The sequence below is a fragment of the Massilia sp. CCM 8734 genome, assembly GCF_011682155.1.
GTDB lineage: Bacteria > Pseudomonadota > Gammaproteobacteria > Burkholderiales > Burkholderiaceae_D > Telluria_A > Telluria_A rubra.
This window is the reverse complement of the sequence record NZ_WHJI01000005.1, coordinates 104,118-121,340: the sequence shown is the minus strand read 5'-3', so window position 1 is coordinate 121,340 and position 17,223 is coordinate 104,118. Positions and strand designations below refer to the sequence as shown.

The window sequence follows — 17,223 nt, the reverse complement described above, 5'->3', positions numbered from 1 at the left end:
GATGTTGACGGTTGGTCTGGCAGGTCAGGCCACCGGGTAACGCAAGGCCGACCGGAACACGCCGTTTTTGCTACAGTAGCGGCATCATGAAACCAGAACACTTCCAACTGCTGCTGACCCGCGAGATGCCTTACGGCAAATACAAAGGCCGCGTCATTGCCGACCTGCCCGGCCACTACCTTGGCTGGTTCGCGCGCGAGGGCTTTCCGCGTGGGGAGATCGGCGAACTGCTCGCGCTGATGTACGAACTCGATCACAACGACCTGCGCAGCCTGCTCGATCCCTTGCGCGGGCGGCGTTAAGCGCTGGCGTTACGGTCGCAACACGCTCGTCCTGCGATCGCCGCCGTCGCGTCGATGCGCCTGCGCGATCACGCGCCGGAAAAACGCCACCAGTTCGGGCACATGCGCGTCGAACGTGAATTGGGCGCGCTGCGACCACACCCGTTCGCGCAAGGCGTCCATGCGCGGCCGGTCGCGCAGCAAGGCCCCCAGATGCGCGATCGTGTCGTAGAACACGCCCGTGCCGAGCTGGCGCGACAAGGTCTGGGTGGCGACGATGGCGCCTTCGTTATTGCGCTGGATCATCGGCAAGCCGGCTGCGGCCAGGGTCGCCATGCGGGCCGGATAATTCAGGTCATCCCAGTTGGCGCGCCGCAGCTCGCCGTCGTTGGTGCTGGCAAAGGCGTGCAGCCAGCCGGCGTCGTAGCGCGAAAATTCCTCCACCCAGCGCGCTTGCTCGACGTTGGCATGCAAGTGCAGGTGGCGCGGCGCCAGGCGGCGCGCATCCTCGATCCATTGACGCCACTGGCCCTGGGTAAAGTCGCCGTAAAAGTGCAGGTGGATGCCCTGCGCGGCCAGTTCGCCCACCGTGTGCGGATGCAGGCCGATGGGACGCCCCGGCACCACCGTGTGGATGTCGCCATCGCCCGCGGCGGACAGCAAGGGCGTGCGTTGCTCGCCAAACCAGCTGGCCTTGGGCAGGTCGCCATCGAGCACGTGGCACGGCTTCGAGGTCGACAAACCTGGCAAGACGATATCGAACCAGTCGCGCATCTCGGGGCTGCTGAAGATGCAGCCGTCGGCCTGCGCGAACAACTCCACCAGTTGCGGCCATGTGCCTTTTTCGAGGCAGATGAAGGGCCCTTCCTTGAAATGCCAGACGAACGGCACGCCGGGAGTGGCCAGCATCAGCTCATGACAAAACGGCACCGCCTGCCAGTTCAACTGGGCGTGGATGATGTCCGGGCGCAGCTCCCCGACGGCCCTGCGCCAGTCATCGAACGGCAGCTCGCGCACATGCCCGAACGCCAGCGGCCCGACCGCGTTGTACCAGTACGGCGCGCGCATCCACAGCCCGTGCAGCGTGTTGCCCTGCTCTTCCAGCGCCAGCACGCGCTCGGCGTTGTAGGCCAGTTCGCCGGCCAGAAGGATATTGAGGCCGTCCGCCGCCGCCGGCGTGGGCGCGCGCTCGCGCATGGCGCGGTACTGCGCCACCTCGTCGATGGCGTTGCCCATGGTGGAGTGAAAGCGCAGCGGCTCGCGCACCCGGTAGTGCTGGCGGAACGGGTTGATGCCGCCAACCGGCTCCTGCATCAGCTTGTGGCGCTGGGCCGGGTGGCTGGTCCATTCGCAACTGACCTGGCCGGTAGCGATGAAGGTCCCGCGCGCGCGCAGGCGGCCCCAGTACAGCCGTTCGAGGTCGTCGGATTCGAGTTCGTCGCGCGCGCTCCAGCGCAAGCCGGTGCGGCGGAACATGCACTGGACCAGTTGCAGCGCAACGCCGGCAAGCTGGCCTTCGGCCTCGCGGTTGTAATGATGGCGCATGCCGGAAAAGGCCAGCACGGCAGCCCGATCTGCGTGCAGCGCCGCGCGCAAGGTCGCCAGGTGGTCGCGGTAGAACGCATCGTCGCTGGGCAGGCAGGCGGCCAGCGGCGCGCGCGCCTGGTCCAGCGCCACGTTCAGGGCATTGCCAAGGCCCGTGTTGTGCGGCAGGCGCTGGTAACGCACGCGCGCGTCATGCAGGAATGGTTCGACCGCGCGCGCGGTGGCGTCGCCGGGCGAGCCGTCGTCGATGACGATGGCTTCCCAGGCGGTGAGCGACTGGGCCAGCAGGCTGTCGAGCGCGCGGGGCAGAAAATGGGACTGGCCGTACGTCGGCATCAGTACGGTGACCTGCGGAGTGGTTGGGGACGTGGTTGTCACAGCGAGCTCTTCATAGGATGGTTGACCTGTGAAGTAAGCATGCGCGGAAAATGCGCGACTTGTTTGATGTTAAACAGAAGTGCGCGCTATCGGCTCACTGTCAAGCGCTTGCTTTCACGCTGCATGCGGGCAAATTCATCGCCGCTGACCGCCGGGCTGAACAGATAACCTTGCAACTGGTCGCAACCCAGGTCGCGCAAGAACGCCATCTGCTCGGGCGTCTCCACGCCTTCGGCCACGATTTCCTGGCGCAGTTGCTGGGCCATGGTGACGATGGCGCGCGCGATGGCGCAATCGTTTTCCTCGTACGGCAGGCCGATCACGAAGGAACGGTCGATCTTGAGTGTACTGATCGGGAATTTTTTCAGGTAGGCCAGGCTCGAATAGCCGGTGCCGAAGTCGTCCAGCGCCAGCGCCAGGCCCATGGCCACCAGGTCGTTCATGATCGCGATCACGCTGTCGGTGCCGCGCACCAGCAGGGACTCGGTGATCTCCAACATGATCTGGGCCGGTTCCACGCCGTGCCGGTCCAGCACTTCGCTCACCCGGGCCGGCAGGCTGCGGTCGAACTGGCGCGCCGAGACGTTGACGGCGACCGGCGGCATCGACAGCCCCGCATCGTCCCAGGTGCGGATCTGGCGGCACGCTTCGTTCATGACCCAGTTGCCGATATCGAAAATGAGTCCGGTCTCTTCGGCCAGCGGAATGAACACGCCCGGCGAGATCATGCCGCGCTCCGGATGGCGCCAGCGGATCAGCGCTTCGGCGCCCACGATGCGCCCGCTGCGCAAGCTCACCTTGGGCTGGTAGTGCAGCTCGAACTGGTTCTCGGCCAGGGCGGTGCGCAGTTCGGTCTCCAGGCGCAGGCGTTCGCGCGCGCGCTGGTCCATCTCGTCGCGGTAGAACAAGAAGCCGCCCAGGCCGAATTCGCCCGCCTTGGCCAGCGCCACCTCGGCAAAGCGCAGCAGCGAGGCGGTATCCATGCTGTCGTCCAGATACAGCGCGATGCCGATATTGGCGCTCACCTGCAGGCCATGGCCGGCCACCAGCAGCGGCGCGGCCAGGGTCGCGAGCAGCTTTTGCGCGACGATGCCGGCGTGCTCGCGCTGGCCGATGGTCGGCAGCGCGACGGCGAATTTGCTGCCGTCGATCCGCGCCAGGATGTCGGGCTCGCGCAGCACGCTGCGGAACTGACGCCCGACCGTGCAAATGACCTCGCTGGCCACGTCGTGACCGAGCGTGTCGCTGATGGCGCCGACGCGATTGACTTCGATGACCATCAGCGCGCCGTACTCGTTGCCGCGCCGCGCTTCGTTGAGCACCTGTCCGACCAGGTGATTGAACAGCGAGCGGTTGGGCAGGCCGGTCATGCCGTCGTAGTTGGCCATGCGCTGCATGCGCGCCTCGGCGTCCTTGTGCACGCTGATGTCCGAGAACAGCGAAAAGGTATGCGTAATCCTGCCCTCGGCATTGCGCACCACGCTGATGGTGACCGATTGCGGAAACAGTTCGCCGTTCTTGCGCTTGCCGACAATCTCGCCGCGGAACGGGCCGTTGCCCTGCATGGCGGCGCGCACCTTGGCGCGCAAGTCGGCGTCGTGCACGCCGGAGCGCAGCAGGTCGGGCGTCTGGCCGATCGATTCGGTGGCCGAGTAGCCGGTGATGCGGGTGAACGAACTGTTGATCGACACAATCCGCTCGCTGGCGTCGGTAATGAGCACGCCCTGGTCGCTGTCTTCGATGATGCGCGCGTACAGGCGGATCTTGTCTTCTTCGGTCAGGTGTTCTGCCAGCGGCGAGAGGTGCACCAGCATGCCGATCGCTTCGCCGTCGTCATCGTTGATCAGCGAGAGCGCCAGGCGCACCCAGATCACGTCACCGCTCTTGCGGCGGCGCCGCACTTCGACCAGGCAGCTGCCATGTTCGAGGAACAGTTCGGCGATCCCCGGGTCGTCGGCGCCGGCATCGTCGGCGTACAGGAACAACACGTGCTGGCCGATCGCTTCGTCGCTGGTGTAGCCGAACACCGCTTCGGCGCCGCGGTTCCAGCTGGTGAGGTAGCCCGACAGATCGAGCACGATCACCGCGTCGTCGGAGTGCTCGTAGGTGTCGGCGTGGTGCTGCAGCAGGCGCCGCGACAGCGGCAGTTGCGCCTGTTTGGCCAGCAGCAGTTCGGCTTCGAGCCGCACCAGCATCTCGGCCAGGGCATTGCCTTGCATCGCGCGCGCATTGCGCACCAGGTCCAGGCTGCGGTCGAGCGCCGATTCAGCCATGGCCACTCGCCCCGCTGTCGCGCAGCGCCGCCAGCATCCAGCGGTGCGCTTCCAGGTTGGCGCTGTTGAAGTCGTCCGCTGCGATCTGCAATGCCGCCAGGGGTGGCGCCAGCGCATCCGGTTCGCCCTGTTCGGCCAGTTCGACCAGCGCCAGCAGCGCGCCAAGTTCACCGTCGTGATGCAGCAGCGCGCCCTGCACGGACTCGCTGATCGACAGCGGCGCCAGCAAGGACGCCAGCGGCAAGCCAAACAGAATGCCGAGCAGCGAGAACATGCCGGTCATGAAGGCTTGCTCCTGGGTGAGCTTGTCCAGGCCGCGCGTGCGCGCCAGCAGTTCGAGGGCGCGCGCGCGCACCGCCACGCGCGCCAGCAGCATGGGCGAGCGGATGTCGCCTTTCTGGGCGGCGAACAGCATCAGGTTGAGCCAGCGCCGCAATTGCTGGCGTCCCAGGATCAGCAGCGCCTGGCCGAAGCTGGTGATGCGCCGCACCGCGCCCATGCCGAGCGAGTTGACAAGGCGCAGCAACTGGTACGACATGGTCGGGTCGAGCCGCAGCAGCGCTTCGATCTCGTGGGTGTCGGCGTCGGCGGCGACCAGTTGCACCAGTTGCAGCGCGAGCGTGCGCGAAGCGGCCTGGCTGGCCAGCACCTTGGCCGGCGCGCCGAGGCACCAGTCGCCGTCGATCCAGCGCGCCTCGGGCGGCAGCGGCATGCCGGTAAAGCGCTCGCCGGCGCGGAACAGGGTGCGCTCGGCCAGCGCGCTCCAACCGTGGCCGGCCAGCGCCGCAGCCAGGCACGGGTCGGCACTAGGGCGATACAGGCACGGAAAATCCCGGCACAGGGCGCCGAGATCGTCCACTACGGCGCTCGCGAGGCGGGCCTCGCCCATGGCGGCGCCGGCTTCGATCAGCAGGCCGGACGGCAAGCCGCGACGGTCCGCCAATACGCGGAAAACAAGCAAAGGGGCCGGGCTCGGGCAGGTCATTGGGATCAAGATGGTGAGTGGCAACAAATCCATGTTACCTCCGGGGAATTCACCCTCACCAACGTTTAGATCAATAAGCGAGGTGATTGACGAAAAATATCCGGGATGTCCTAAGCGGGTGTTGCAGATCCGCCCGGCAGATATCCGGACAGTTGCGCGAACAGGCCGGATACCTGCATGCGCTCGCGCCACCAGCGCAGCGCCGCGCCCTCCTCGCCCACGCGCCAGGCCACGTAAAAGGTTTCGGCGGCGCGCACTTCCTCGACTTGTTTTTCTACCAACAGGCCGCGTTCGATGGCCGGGCGGGCGCACGATTGCGGCAAGAAGCCGAAGCCCAGGCCGGCGACCTGCAAGTCGAACTTGGCTTGCATGGTCGGCACCGTCAGCGCGTCCTGGCCCAGCAGCAGGCCGACGGTGCGGGCCGCCATGTTGCGGGCCGAATCGGCCACCACGATGGCGCGGTGGTTTTGCAACTGGCTGCGGCCGAGCGGCTCGGGCAGCCCGGCCAGCGGATGATGGGGCGCGACCGCGAACACGAAGGGCATCGAGCCGATCGGGCGGGCAACGTAGCCGCCGCCGGCCGGGCCGTCACCGGCCACGCCCACCAGCAGGTCGACGCGGCGCTCGAGCAAGGCTTCCCACGGGCCGGACAAGGTTTCCTGCACGATGCGCAGGCGGGTCTGCTCGGCCACCTGGTAAAAGGCGCGGATGTGCTCGTGCAGCGCCAGCACCGAAAACATGGAATCGATGCCGATGCCCAGTTCGGTCTCCCAGCCGGACGCGACCCGGCGTACGCGGTGCTCCAGGTCTTGCGCGGCCTTGAGCAGGTAGCGCCCTTCGGTGAGCAATTCGCGCCCGGCCGGGGTGAGCAGGATGCGCGGGCCGTTGCGCTCGAACACCTGCACGCCCAGGTCCTCTTCCAGCTTGGCGACCGTGTAGGAAATGGTCGAGGGCACGCGGTGCAATTCCTGCCCGGCTTTGGAGAAGGAACCGCGACGATCGATGGCGTCGATGATCAGCAGGGCTTCCAGGCTCAGTTTTAACATTCGATTTTTTCGATCATAGAGGACGAAATTTTCCGTTTTTTGATTCGCTTGACGAGGCCTATACTAGCTTCATCGATGCAGCAAAGGTGAAATCCACCGATCAAGTGGATTCGAAATTATTGCACATTAACTTAAAAGAAACGGAGCATATCATGTTGGAAATTCGTCAAGGCGCGGAACGTGGCAACGCAAATCATGGCTGGCTGCAATCGAAACATACCTTTTCGTTCGGTCATTATCACGATCCGAAACACACAGGGTTTGGTCCGCTGCTGGTGATCAATGAAGACAAAGTGGCGCCGTCGCAAGGTTTTGGCACCCACGGCCACCGCGACATGGAGATTATTTCCTACGTGCTGGAAGGAGCGCTGGAACACAAGGACAGCATGGGCACCGGCTCGGTCTTGCATTACGGCGATGTGCAGCGGATGAGCGCCGGCAGCGGCGTGCGCCACAGCGAGTTCAACGGCTCGGCGACGGAACCCGTGCATTTCCTGCAGATCTGGATCCAGCCGAACGTGACCGGCATTGCGCCGAGCTACGAGGAAAAGCACTTTGCGCCGGAGAGCAAAATCGGGCAGTTGCGCCTGATCGCCTCCAGTGACGGACGCCAGGGTTCGGTGCTGGTTCACCAGGATGCCGCGATTTATGCGGGGATCCTCAATGGTGGCGAGGTGATCGAGCACACGCTGGCCGAGGGACGCACCGGCTATGTGCATCTGATCCGCGGCTCCTTGATGATCAACGGTGTGCGCCTCAATGGCGGCGACGCCTTGAAACTGACGCAGGAGAGCGCGCTCAGGATCGAGAACGCCGAAGCGGCCGAAGTGCTGGTGTTCGACCTGCCTTATTGAGCCGAACCTGAGCCGAACCCGGTGTGGCGCGCCGGCGGCGCCCCGCCACGCCCGGCGCCTACGCGGAAAACGTGCGCAGGCGCTTGGCCACGTCGGCCAGCCTGTACGGCTTGGTGACCAGGTCGAACTGCGCGAGCCCTACGCCGAACTGCTCGCGCAGCGCGGCGCCCATATAGCCGGAGGTGAGCAGGATGTTGATGTGGGGCAGAAGCTGCCTGGCGGCCTGCGCCAGCGCCACGCCGTTCATGTCGGGCATCACGACATCGGTAAACAAGACCTTGATGTCGTGGTGCTGCTCCAGCAGGTCGATCGCCTCGGCGCCGCTGTTGGCGGCGATGGCCTCGTAACCGAGACTCTGGAAGAGGGCCACCGTCATGTCGAGCACGTCGGGCTGGTCATCGACGATGAGCGCCTTGTCGAGTCCGGACGCTGCCGGCTCCACCCCGTCCTCCCCGGTTTCAGCCGGGAAATACAGCGATATGCAGGTGCCCTGGCCGGGTGTCGACGCGATCGCAACGTGGCCGCCCGATTGCTGCATCAAGCCATACACCTGGCTCAGGCCAAGGCCGGTGCCTTTGCCGACCGGCTTGGTCGTGAAAAACGGTTCGAGGGCGCGCGCCGCCACCTCGGGCGGCATGCCGGCGCCATTGTCGTTGACCGAGATCAGCGCATAGGCGCCGCCAGGAAGCTGGCCGACCTCGTTATCGCCCAGCTCGACCTGGCGCGTCTCGAGAGTAACCGCGCCGCCGTCGAGCAGGGCGTCGCGCGAATTGATCACCAGGTTCAGCAGCGCCGATTCGAACTGCGACACATCGGTGCGGACCTTGCCGATGGGCGCCTTGCGGATCACGAAGGTGGCGGCGCTGGGGATCGCGCGCCTGAGCACGGCCTCGAAGGAGGCGATCACCTGGGACAGATCGAGCAATTCCAGGGTCAGCGGCTGCTGGCGCGCGAACGCGAGCAATTGACCGGTCAGCGCGGCGCCGCGCTGGGCGGCGCGCTCCATGCTGTCGATGATCTTGCGGTGCTTGGCCGACTCCGGAGACGTTGCGCGCATCAGGTCGATACCGCTGCAAATGACGCTCAACAGGTTATTGAAGTCGTGTGCGATGCCACCTGTCAGCTTGCCGATAGCTTCAAGTTTTTGCGATTGAGCAAGCGCTTCGCGGGTGCGCTCGAGCGTGATGGCCGCTTCGCGCCGCTCGCTGATATCGCGCGTGATCTTGGCGAAACCGATCAACTGCCTGGCCGAGTCGTAGACCGGATCGATCACCACGTGCGCCCAGAACGTGGCGCCGTCGCCGCGCACGCGCCAGCCTTCGGTTTCGTAGCGTCCCTCGTGCTCGGCCGCCCAGAGCGCTTTTTCCGGCATCCGGTTGCGCTTGTCTTCCTCGGTATAAAAGCGCGAAAAATGGCTGCCTTCGACTTGCGCCAGATCGAGCCGCTTGATGCGGCGGGCGCCCTCGTTCCAGTTGGTGATGAGCCCGGTGGGCGACAACATATAGATGGCGTAATCGGTCACGCTCTGCACCAGCAGCCGGAAGCGCTCTTCGCTGGCATGCAGCGCTTCGAGCGTGCGGCGCTTTTCGGTGATGTCGCGCGTGATCTTGGTGTATCCCAACAGAACATCGTCGGCCCCGAAAATGGGATCGATGACCACGCTGGCCCAGAACAAGGACCCATCCTTGCGCACGCGCCAGCCTTCGTCTTCGAACTTGCCGGTGGTGCGGGCGGCGTGCAGCGCCCGTTGCGGGACACCGTTGGCCCTGTCTTCGGGCGTGTAGAACGCCGAAAAATGCGTGCCGATAATCTCATCCGGCGTATAACCCTTGAAGCGTTCCGCGCCCGCGTTCCAGCTCACGACCTCGCCATCGGCCGACAGCATGTAAATCGCATAATCGGTGACCTTCGAAATGAACAGATTCAGGCGGTCGGCCTCAAGATAAGATTGAGACATGGCAATTTTATAAGCAAAAATACAATTGTACGCGCTTTTGTCCAGCCTGGATTCCCCATTGGAAGGTACTTCCCGGCGCCGGCGCGACCATCCCCTGCCTGGCGCAAACGCCGCGCGGCGCCGCTGTTTAGAGCCCCTCGCCCAACGGCTGCTGGGGTTTTCCGCTACACTTGCGGCTACAGCAATAGTTTTGAGAACATCGCCATGCCCTCCCCTGCCACTGAAGAACTACTCGATTACACCACCTCCTGCGCGCTGCCCACCCCCTGGGCGCAGTTCACCCTGCACGCTTTTGTCGAGCACGCAACTGGCAAGGAGCACCTGGCGATGACCCTGGGCGACATCGGCGACGGCCAACCGGTCCTCGCGCGCGTCCACTCCGAATGCCTGACCGGCGACGTGCTGTTTTCGCAACGCTGCGACTGCGGCGCCCAGCTCGAAGGCGCGCTCAAGCGCATCGCCGAGGAAGGCCGCGGCATCCTGCTGTACCTGCGCCAGGAAGGACGCGGCATCGGCCTGGTCAACAAGATGCGCGCCTACCGTCTGCAGGAAGCCGGCGCCGATACGGTCGAAGCCAACCTGGCCCTGGGCTTTCACGCCGACGCCCGCAACTACGAGCTGTGCCAGCCGATGTTCGGCCATTTCGGCATCGATTCCCTGCGCCTGATGACCAACAATCCGCGCAAGATCGACGCCATGGAAAAACTCGGCATCACCGTCAGCGAGCGCGTGCCCCTGCTGGTGAACCGCAACGCCTTCAACAACAGCTACCTGAACACCAAGGAAGCCAAGCTCGGCCACATGATGACCGCGCTGGCCGAGCCGGTCGCGCAAGACGGCGAACTCTAAGCGAACCCCGCCGACGCGCAAATAAGCTAAGCTGGTGGCAAGATAGCGGAAACAGTGCTTGCCACCGAAGGATTGCATGAAATTTGTCAATACTGCAGTGCTTGCTTATTGCTTCGCGGCCCACGCCATTGCGGCGGCGTTGCCCGCGAAGCCTGCTGCGCCGCCCCGTCCGCCAGCTTCCCTCGCCATTCCCGCCGTCGTCCCGCCAACCGCCCCGGCCGTGCTGCCGCCCGGCGCCCAGCCGCCGGCCACGCCCATACCCGAAGTCGACGAGAACGCCGCCCTGCCGCCGCCCTCCTCGGCCGCGCAAAAAGTGTATTCCGCCGCCAAGGGCGACCTGTTGCAGATCCGCATGCTGCTCAAGAACGGGCGCAGCCAGTCCACCGTCGGTTCGGGCTTCATGGTCGGCACCAGCAACCTGGTGTTGACCAATTATCACGTGATCTCGCAAATGGCGATCGACCCGGATGTGTACGTGGGCGAATACATCGATACCGACGGCAAGAGCGGCCCGGTCGAGCTGCTGGCCGTGGACGTGCTGCACGACCTGGCCGTGGTGCGCATCAACCGCCACGGCAGCGGCTTTTTCAATATTCCCGAAAAACTGGTGAAGCTGACCCAGGGCCAGTATTTGTATTCGCTGGGCAATCCTCTCGACCTCGGCTTCGCTATCTCGGAAGGCTCCTACAACGGCATCATCTCGCGCAGCTTTTACGACCAGTTGATGTTCACCGGCCCGATCAACTCGGGCATGAGCGGCGGCCCCAGCGTGACCGTGGGCGGCGACGTGGCCGGGGTGAACGTGTCGAAGCGGCGCGATGGCGAGCTGATCAGCTTTCTGGTGCCGGTGCGCTACGCCCAGGAACTGCTGAAAAAAGTGCAGGCGCAGGCCGGCAAACCCAAGGATTTCAATCCCCTGATCGGCGAGCAATTGCTGGCGCACCAGCGCGCCATGATCGACCGCCTGCTCGATTCCCCGCTCTCGCTCAAGACCATGGGGCCGTACCAGGTGCCGGTGCGCGAGTCGGAACAGGTGCGCTGCTGGGGACGATCGAACGTCAAGGCCGAAGCCACCTTCAACGCCGACACCATGGCCTGCGCGATGGAGTCGGCCATTTTTGTGTCGGACTCGCAGCAGACCGGGCACGTGTCGATGACGCACCAGTACGTGCGCTCGGCCATCCTGGACCCGGTGCGCTTTGCGGTGCTGGCCTCGACCCTGTTCAAGACCGATAACCTGGGCAGCACCAAAGACACGCGCCTGACCGGGCCGATGTGCACCGAAAAATTCGTCAAGACCAAGTCGCTGCCGCTGCGCGCGGTGACCTGCGTGCGCGCCTACCGCAAGTTCGCCGGCCTGTACAACTTTACCCTGCTCACCGCCAGCACCGACGACGCCCGCGCCACCTTGCAGAGCCGGCTCGACGTGTCGGGCGTGTCGTACGAAAACGGCTTGCGCACCACGCGCGCCTTCCTTGAAGCGCTGGCGCGCGGGAACAATAAATGAAGGCGCCCTACTTCATCGAAACGCTGGCGCGCAACGGCGATGTGCTGCACCGGCACCAGGTCGACGCGCTGCCGATCCGCTTCGGGCGCGGCTACGACAACGACTTCATTCTCGACGACGCCTTCGCCGCGCCGCGCCACGCCGTGCTCGAAGCGGGCGACGATGGCCAGGCCGTGCTGCGCGACCTGGGCACCAGGAACGGCGTGGTCCACCTGGGCAAGCGCAAGGACAGCCTGGTGCTGACTGGCGACACCGTGATCCGCGTCGGCCACACCACCTTGCGCGTGCGCGGAGCCGACTTTCCGGTCGGGGCGGAGATGGTCGACCGCACCATGCACGGCTGGGAGGGCGGCATTCCCGGCATGGTCGGCCTGCTGCTGATCGGCGCCTTTGCGCTGATCACCACCTGGCTCTCCGACACCCAGGCGTTCCAGTTGATCCGCTACCTGCTGCCGCTGGCGTACGGCATCGGCATCGGCCTGGTATGGAGCGGCGCGTGGGCCTTCGCCAACCGCCTGTTCGGCCGCCACGCGCGGCTCGGGCGCCACCTGTTCATTTTCGGCTGCGGCCTGACGGCGGTGCTGGCCTACAAGCTCGGGGCCAGCGCCGTGGCCTACGCGTTCTCGCTCGAAGCGCTCACCGCCTACAGCGCGCATGTGGCCATCGCCATCGTGGCCGGCGTGATCTTCTTCCACCTGGTGACGGTCAAGCCGCACCAGAGCCGGCGCTTTGCGCTGGCCTGCCTGATCATGGCGCTGGTCGGATCGGGCCTGACCCTGATCAGCAACCAGCTGCGCACCGGGCGCGTGGCGGACGAACTGTTCATGTCGGTGCTGATGCCGCCCTCGACGCGCGTCAGTCCCGATCACAAGGTCGACGAATTCATGAGCGACGTCGCCGCCATGAAGGCCAGGCTCGACGCGGAGCGCGGCAAGAAGATCAAGGGCGACGGCGGCGACGATTGAAGCGGCGCTTCAGGTTTTTTTGGCCATCAGCGGATGCAGCATCTCGCCGCGCGCCAGCATCGCCGCAAAATTAGCAATGTGGCGCGCGCGCGTTTCGGGCTTCTTGGCGGTCTGGATGCGAAACAGCATCGCGTAGCGGTTCTGCGAATTGAGCGTGGCGAAGAACTCGCGCGCGCCGGGGTGCGCATCGAGGGCCGCCTCCAGCTCGGGCGGCACCTGCGCCGAACTGGCCGGCGCGTAGGCGGCGTCCCAGCGGCCATCGCGCTGCGCGCGCTCCACTTCGGCCAGGCCGGCCGGCTGCATCTTGCCCTCGGCGATGCAGGCGAGCGCCTTGGCGCGGTTCACCTGCGACCAGATACTGCGCGCGCCGCGCGGCGTCCAGCGCTGCAGCCAGTAGTGCTGGTCCTCGGCTTTCTTCTGGCCATCGATCCAGCCGAAACACAACGCCACCTCAAGCGCTTCCTGGTACGACACGGTTGGCTGCGGCGCGCCCTTCTTGGCGTGGCGCAGCCACAGGCCGCGCGAACCGGCGTGGTGCTCGGCCAACCACTGCGCCCACGCGGCTTGCGAGGCGAAGGCACGCGGGGTGGCGTCCTGCGGCAACGGTGTCTCCATCTTGTTGCTCCCGATTCTTTGACATGAACCACAGAATACGCAATCATCAGCGCTTCGACCAGCCCCCGCATCGCACACACCAGCCTTCTCATGCGACCACAACGCTCCACCATTGTCATCGGCGTCGCCTGGCTGCTGTTCTGGTCACTGCTGGTATCGGTCGCCATCGAAGATTACCTGCGCGACGGTGGCACCAGGCTGTGGCAGCCGGTGCTGTGGGAAAGCTCCTCCATGGTGGCCGCATCGTTCTTGCTGGCGATCCAGCGCCGCTTCACGCGCCCCTACGACTACCTGCTGGCGACGCCCTGGCGCTGGTTCGGCCTGCAGGCGCTGTTTTTGCCGATGTACTGGGTCGCCTTCGTGCCGATCGCGTTCGGCATCCGCCATGGCGTGTATGCGCTGGCCGGGGCAAGCTACGAGCACGAAGGCTGGGTCGAAACCTTTGTCTACGAATCGCTCAAGCTGTCGTCGTTCATCGGCCTGTTCACGGTGATGGTGTTCGGCATCCTGTCGTACCAGCAGTTGCTGGAAGAAAAGCTGCGCGCCGAACAAGCCAGCGCCCTGCTGCGCCAGGCGCACCTGCAACGCCTGCGCCAGCAGATGCAGCCGCATTTCCTGTTCAATGCGCTCAACACCATCTCGTCCCTGATGCACACCGACGTCGCGCGCGCCGACGCCACCCTGATCGAACTGGCCGACGTGCTGCGCGCCACGCTCGACGTGGGCGAACTGCAGGTGGCGCCGCTGTCGACCGAACTGCGGCTGGTGCGCGGCTACGCCCGCGTGATGGAAGAGCGCTTCGCGGAGCGCGTGAGCATCGCATGGCGCATCGACGACGCTGCGCTGGACTGCCAGGTGCCGGTGATGAGCATCCAGCCCCTGCTCGAAAACATTTTCAAGCACACCGTGGAAAAGCGGCGCGAGACGGTCCGCATCGTCATCTCGGCCAGCCGCCACGGCAAGCTGCTGGTGGTGACGCTGGACGACGATATCGGCGCACTGGCGCCAGGCGCGTCGCCGGGGGTGGGCCTGTCCAACCTGCGCGAGCGCATGGCGGCGCTGTATGGCGACAGCGCCAGCATGGAACTGTCGCCGCTTGCGCCGGCCGGCGTGCGCGCAACAATGACCGTGCCATGCGCATCCTGATCGTCGACGACGAGCGCCCCGCGCGCGACAAACTGCGCCACCTGCTGGCGCAGGAAGACGGCGTGGACGCCATTGCCGAGGCGCGCGACGGGGTCGAGGCGATGCAGCGGATCGCGGCGTTCGTACCGGACGCGCTGTTCCTGGATATCCAGATGCCCGAAGTGAGCGGCCTTGAACTGGCCGCCTCCTTGCCCGCGCCGGCGCCGCTGATCGTTTTCGCGACCGCCTTCGATCAGTATGCGCTCAAGGCGTTCGACGCCAACGCCATCGATTACCTGCTCAAGCCCTACGACCAGGCCCGCCTGCGGCGCGCCATGCAGCGCCTGCGCGAACGCTTCCAGGCGCGCTGTGCGCAAACCCTGCCCCCCTTCACCGGCGAGCACGCGTTGCGGCAGTTGCTGGTGACCGAACGCGGGGTCACGCGCGTGATCCGCGCCGACCAGATCGGATGGATCGAAACGGCCGACAATTACGTCATCCTGCACACGGCGGGCCATCCGTTGATGCGCCAGACGCTGGCCGGGCTGCTGGTCAAACTGGGACCGGGCTTCATGCGCTGCCATCGCCGCGCGGCGGTGCAACTGGCCTGGATCGAGCGGGTCGAGACGCTCGACAAGGGCGACTGCGAACTGGTGCTGCGCGACGGCGCGCGCGTGCCCTGCAGCCGCCAGTACCGGGGCGCCGTGATGGATCGCCTGTAAGTAAGTGCGCCGTTTCGCCCCACCGTCATCCCGGCTCGCCACATTCCTGTGGCGTGCCGACCGGCCTTGATTCACGCTCGGTTTTTTTCACCTGCGAGCGCGCCATGACAACTTCTCCCGCCCGACTCTGGTTTCTCGACTGGGTCCGCATCATCGCTTTTTTCGTCCTGATTCTTTACCACGTCGGCATGTATTACGTGACGTGGGACTGGCATGTCAAGAGCCCCTTCGCCAGCGACGCCATCGAACCGCTGATGCTGCTCTCGTCCCCGTGGCGACTCGGCCTGCTGTTCATGGTGTCGGGCGTGGCCTCGAGCCTGATGCTGGTGAAAACCGGCGCCGCCCGTTTTTTGGGCCAACGCAGCGTGCGCCTGCTGGTGCCGCTGGTGTTCGGCATGCTGGTGATCGTGCCGCCGCAGGCCTACCTGGAGGTGGTGGGAAAGTTGGCCTACCAGGGAAGCTACGCCGACTTCATGCGCCTGTACCTGGGCGCCTACCACGGCTTTTGCAAGGGCGACGATTGCCTGGACCTGCCCACCTGGAACCACCTGTGGTTCGTGGCCTATCTGTGGGTGTACACACTGGTGCTCGGTGGCCTGGTGGCGGCGCTGGGCGGAAGGGTCGACCGGCTGGCCGCGCGCGTGGCCGCGTTGCTGGTGGGCTGGAAGATCATTGTGCTGCCGTTCGTGGCCCTGGCGATGGTGCGTCTGCTGTTGCAGCCCTACTTTCCAACCACCCACGCGCTGGTGGACGACTGGTTCAACCACGCGAACTACGTGTTGCTATTCCTGCTGGGCGCCACGCTGGCCCGGGCGCCGCAGTTCTGGCCGCGCCTCGAGCCCTTGCGCTGGAGCGCACTGGGCATCGCGGCGGCCTGCTGGGCAACGCTGACCATCTGTTTCGCGCTGCCGGATAGCTTGTTCATTGCGCAAGCGCTGGAGCAGATGTGGAATCTGCAGCGCATCCTGTATTCGCTGTTCTCATGGAGCGCCATCGTTGCCGTAGTCGGTTTCGCGTACCGTCACCTGAACCGCGACAGCGCCAACCGGCGTTACCTGGTGCAGGCGGTATTCCCCGTGTATATCGTGCACCAGACGCTGATCGTCGTGATGGCACATGCAATCGCGCCGGCCAAGCTCGCGCCCGTCATCGAAGCGCTGGTGTTGATCGTGCTCACCTTGTGCCTCAGTTTTGCCATCGCCGAAGTCGCGCGACGTTCACGCGTATTGCGGCCGCTGTTCGGCATCACCCCCATGCAAGCACCCGCAAAGACCGAGCGAAGCGCGCAGGAAGCGATGACGCAATGAACAAGGTCACGACGCACCAAATTGCCGGCGGGGGCAACAAGCCCTCCCCGGCAACGGTCTTGCTAATTCCGACCGGCCCTGTGCCGGTCAGGCGCACCCCTCGCGCTTATGATTGGTGATGCCTTGCTGTTCAGGTGTTCTTGCCAGTGCTTGCACCACCCGATTTGCTACCCGTGCTGGCGGACTGGCCTGCCGGCGACGCGCTGGTGCCGTGCGTCGCGCTGCTGCCTTGCATGCTGCCGTGCTGGTCGCTCTGGCTGCTGCCTGCCGAACCGCCCTGCGCGCTGCCGTTCTGGCCGCTCTGCATGCTGGTGCTGCCGCGCACTTCGGTGCTGCCGTTACCGCGCCAGGCGCCGCCCTGTTGCGTGAACGGATCGCTGAACTTGCGCATGTTCTCCTGTTGGTTTTGCATGCTGCGTTCGGTTTCTTCGGAAGCGACGCGTGCCACTTCATCTGCCAGGGCGCGCGCCGTGCGGGTGGTTTCCTGCACGTGCTGCTCGGTCACGCGGGCCAGTTCGACCTGCGCATCGGCCGCCACGCGCGAGATGTGCTGCTGGTAGGCGCGCAGTTTTTCGGTGGCGGGCTGGGCGCGCGAGGCGGCAGCGCTGATCACGTCGCTCTGGCGGTCGGCCGTCAGAATTTGCTGGCTGGTCATGGCGGTTTCTTCCAGCAAGGTCTGGGTCAGCTGGATGTTCAGGGCACACAGTTGCTGGAACGAATTGAACAACGATTTCGACATATCGTTGAGGAAGGATACCTGTGCGTCGAGGTGGGTACGCACAGCAGGAGTTACCGATTGCGAATATGGAAACAT

15 protein-coding genes are annotated in these 17,223 nt (G+C 65.2%); 8 read left to right on the top strand and 7 right to left on the bottom strand.

Annotated elements, in window-relative coordinates; translation table 11 throughout:
• The first annotated feature begins 86 nt into the window (after positions 1-86).
• On the top strand, positions 87-302 hold the full coding sequence (locus F2P46_RS06970) for a DUF3820 family protein (protein ID WP_166886657.1): 216 nt from the start codon (positions 87-89) through the stop codon (positions 300-302).
• A 9-nt stretch (positions 303-311) separates the two neighbouring features.
• On the opposite strand, the gene F2P46_RS06965 is transcribed toward F2P46_RS06970, so the two are convergent.
• From F2P46_RS06965 to F2P46_RS06950, 4 genes are all read right to left on the bottom strand, one after another.
• Positions 312-2,204 (bottom strand): glycosyltransferase, encoded by a 1,893-nt coding sequence (locus F2P46_RS06965; protein ID WP_368737885.1) that lies wholly within the window; start codon positions 2,202-2,204, stop codon positions 312-314.
• Positions 2,205-2,290: 86 nt separating this feature from the next.
• Complete coding sequence (locus F2P46_RS06960) at positions 2,291-4,477, bottom strand: EAL domain-containing protein (RefSeq protein ID WP_166886654.1); 2,187 nt, start codon at positions 4,475-4,477, stop codon at positions 2,291-2,293.
• Positions 4,470-5,495 (bottom strand): EAL and HDOD domain-containing protein, encoded by a 1,026-nt coding sequence (locus F2P46_RS06955; protein WP_166886652.1) that lies wholly within the window; start codon positions 5,493-5,495, stop codon positions 4,470-4,472. The genes F2P46_RS06960 and F2P46_RS06955 overlap by 8 nt, the downstream gene beginning before the upstream one ends.
• A 77-nt stretch (positions 5,496-5,572) precedes the next feature.
• Entirely contained in the window at positions 5,573-6,508 is a 936-nt protein-coding gene (locus tag F2P46_RS06950) for a LysR family transcriptional regulator (protein ID WP_166886650.1), read from the bottom strand.
• A 152-nt stretch (positions 6,509-6,660) separates the two neighbouring features.
• Between F2P46_RS06950 and F2P46_RS06945 the strand changes: the two genes are divergently transcribed.
• A complete protein-coding gene (locus tag F2P46_RS06945) occupies positions 6,661-7,362 on the top strand; it encodes a pirin family protein (protein ID WP_166886950.1) in 702 nt (233 codons plus the stop codon).
• Between the two features lie 58 nt (positions 7,363-7,420).
• On the opposite strand, the gene F2P46_RS06940 is transcribed toward F2P46_RS06945, so the two are convergent.
• On the bottom strand, positions 7,421-9,319 hold the full coding sequence (locus F2P46_RS06940; RefSeq protein ID WP_229509126.1) for a PAS domain-containing sensor histidine kinase: 1,899 nt from the start codon (positions 9,317-9,319) through the stop codon (positions 7,421-7,423).
• Between the two features lie 204 nt (positions 9,320-9,523).
• Between F2P46_RS06940 and ribA the strand changes: the two genes are divergently transcribed.
• The 3 genes from ribA (at position 9,524) to F2P46_RS06925 (ending at position 12,640) form a co-directional block, all read left to right on the top strand.
• Positions 9,524-10,168, top strand: coding sequence for a GTP cyclohydrolase II (gene ribA, locus F2P46_RS06935; RefSeq protein WP_166886647.1), 645 nt, complete (start codon positions 9,524-9,526; stop codon positions 10,166-10,168).
• Positions 10,169-10,244: 76 nt separating this feature from the next.
• Positions 10,245-11,675 (top strand): trypsin-like peptidase domain-containing protein, encoded by a 1,431-nt coding sequence (locus F2P46_RS06930; protein WP_166886644.1) that lies wholly within the window; start codon positions 10,245-10,247, stop codon positions 11,673-11,675.
• Positions 11,672-12,640, top strand: a complete 969-nt coding sequence (locus F2P46_RS06925; RefSeq protein ID WP_166886642.1) for an FHA domain-containing protein — start codon at positions 11,672-11,674, stop codon at positions 12,638-12,640. Before F2P46_RS06930 ends, F2P46_RS06925 begins: the two co-directional genes overlap by 4 nt.
• Positions 12,641-12,649: 9 nt before the next feature.
• Here F2P46_RS06925 and F2P46_RS06920 read toward each other — a convergent pair whose 3' ends face one another.
• Entirely contained in the window at positions 12,650-13,255 is a 606-nt protein-coding gene (locus F2P46_RS06920) for a YdeI family protein (RefSeq protein ID WP_166886639.1), read from the bottom strand.
• A gap of 90 nt (positions 13,256-13,345) precedes the next feature.
• Between F2P46_RS06920 and F2P46_RS06915 the strand changes: the two genes are divergently transcribed.
• The 3 genes from F2P46_RS06915 (at position 13,346) to F2P46_RS06905 (ending at position 16,409) form a co-directional block, all read left to right on the top strand.
• On the top strand, positions 13,346-14,401 hold the full coding sequence (locus tag F2P46_RS06915; RefSeq protein WP_166886636.1) for a sensor histidine kinase: 1,056 nt from the start codon (positions 13,346-13,348) through the stop codon (positions 14,399-14,401).
• Positions 14,389-15,102 (top strand): LytTR family DNA-binding domain-containing protein, encoded by a 714-nt coding sequence (locus F2P46_RS06910; RefSeq protein ID WP_166886633.1) that lies wholly within the window; start codon positions 14,389-14,391, stop codon positions 15,100-15,102. Before F2P46_RS06915 ends, F2P46_RS06910 begins: the two co-directional genes overlap by 13 nt.
• Before the next feature lie 104 nt (positions 15,103-15,206).
• Positions 15,207-16,409, top strand: coding sequence for an acyltransferase family protein (locus tag F2P46_RS06905; protein WP_166886630.1), 1,203 nt, complete (start codon positions 15,207-15,209; stop codon positions 16,407-16,409).
• Between the two features lie 130 nt (positions 16,410-16,539).
• On the opposite strand, the gene phaP is transcribed toward F2P46_RS06905, so the two are convergent.
• A complete protein-coding gene (gene phaP, locus F2P46_RS06900; protein WP_166886627.1) occupies positions 16,540-17,223 on the bottom strand; it encodes a TIGR01841 family phasin in 684 nt (227 codons plus the stop codon).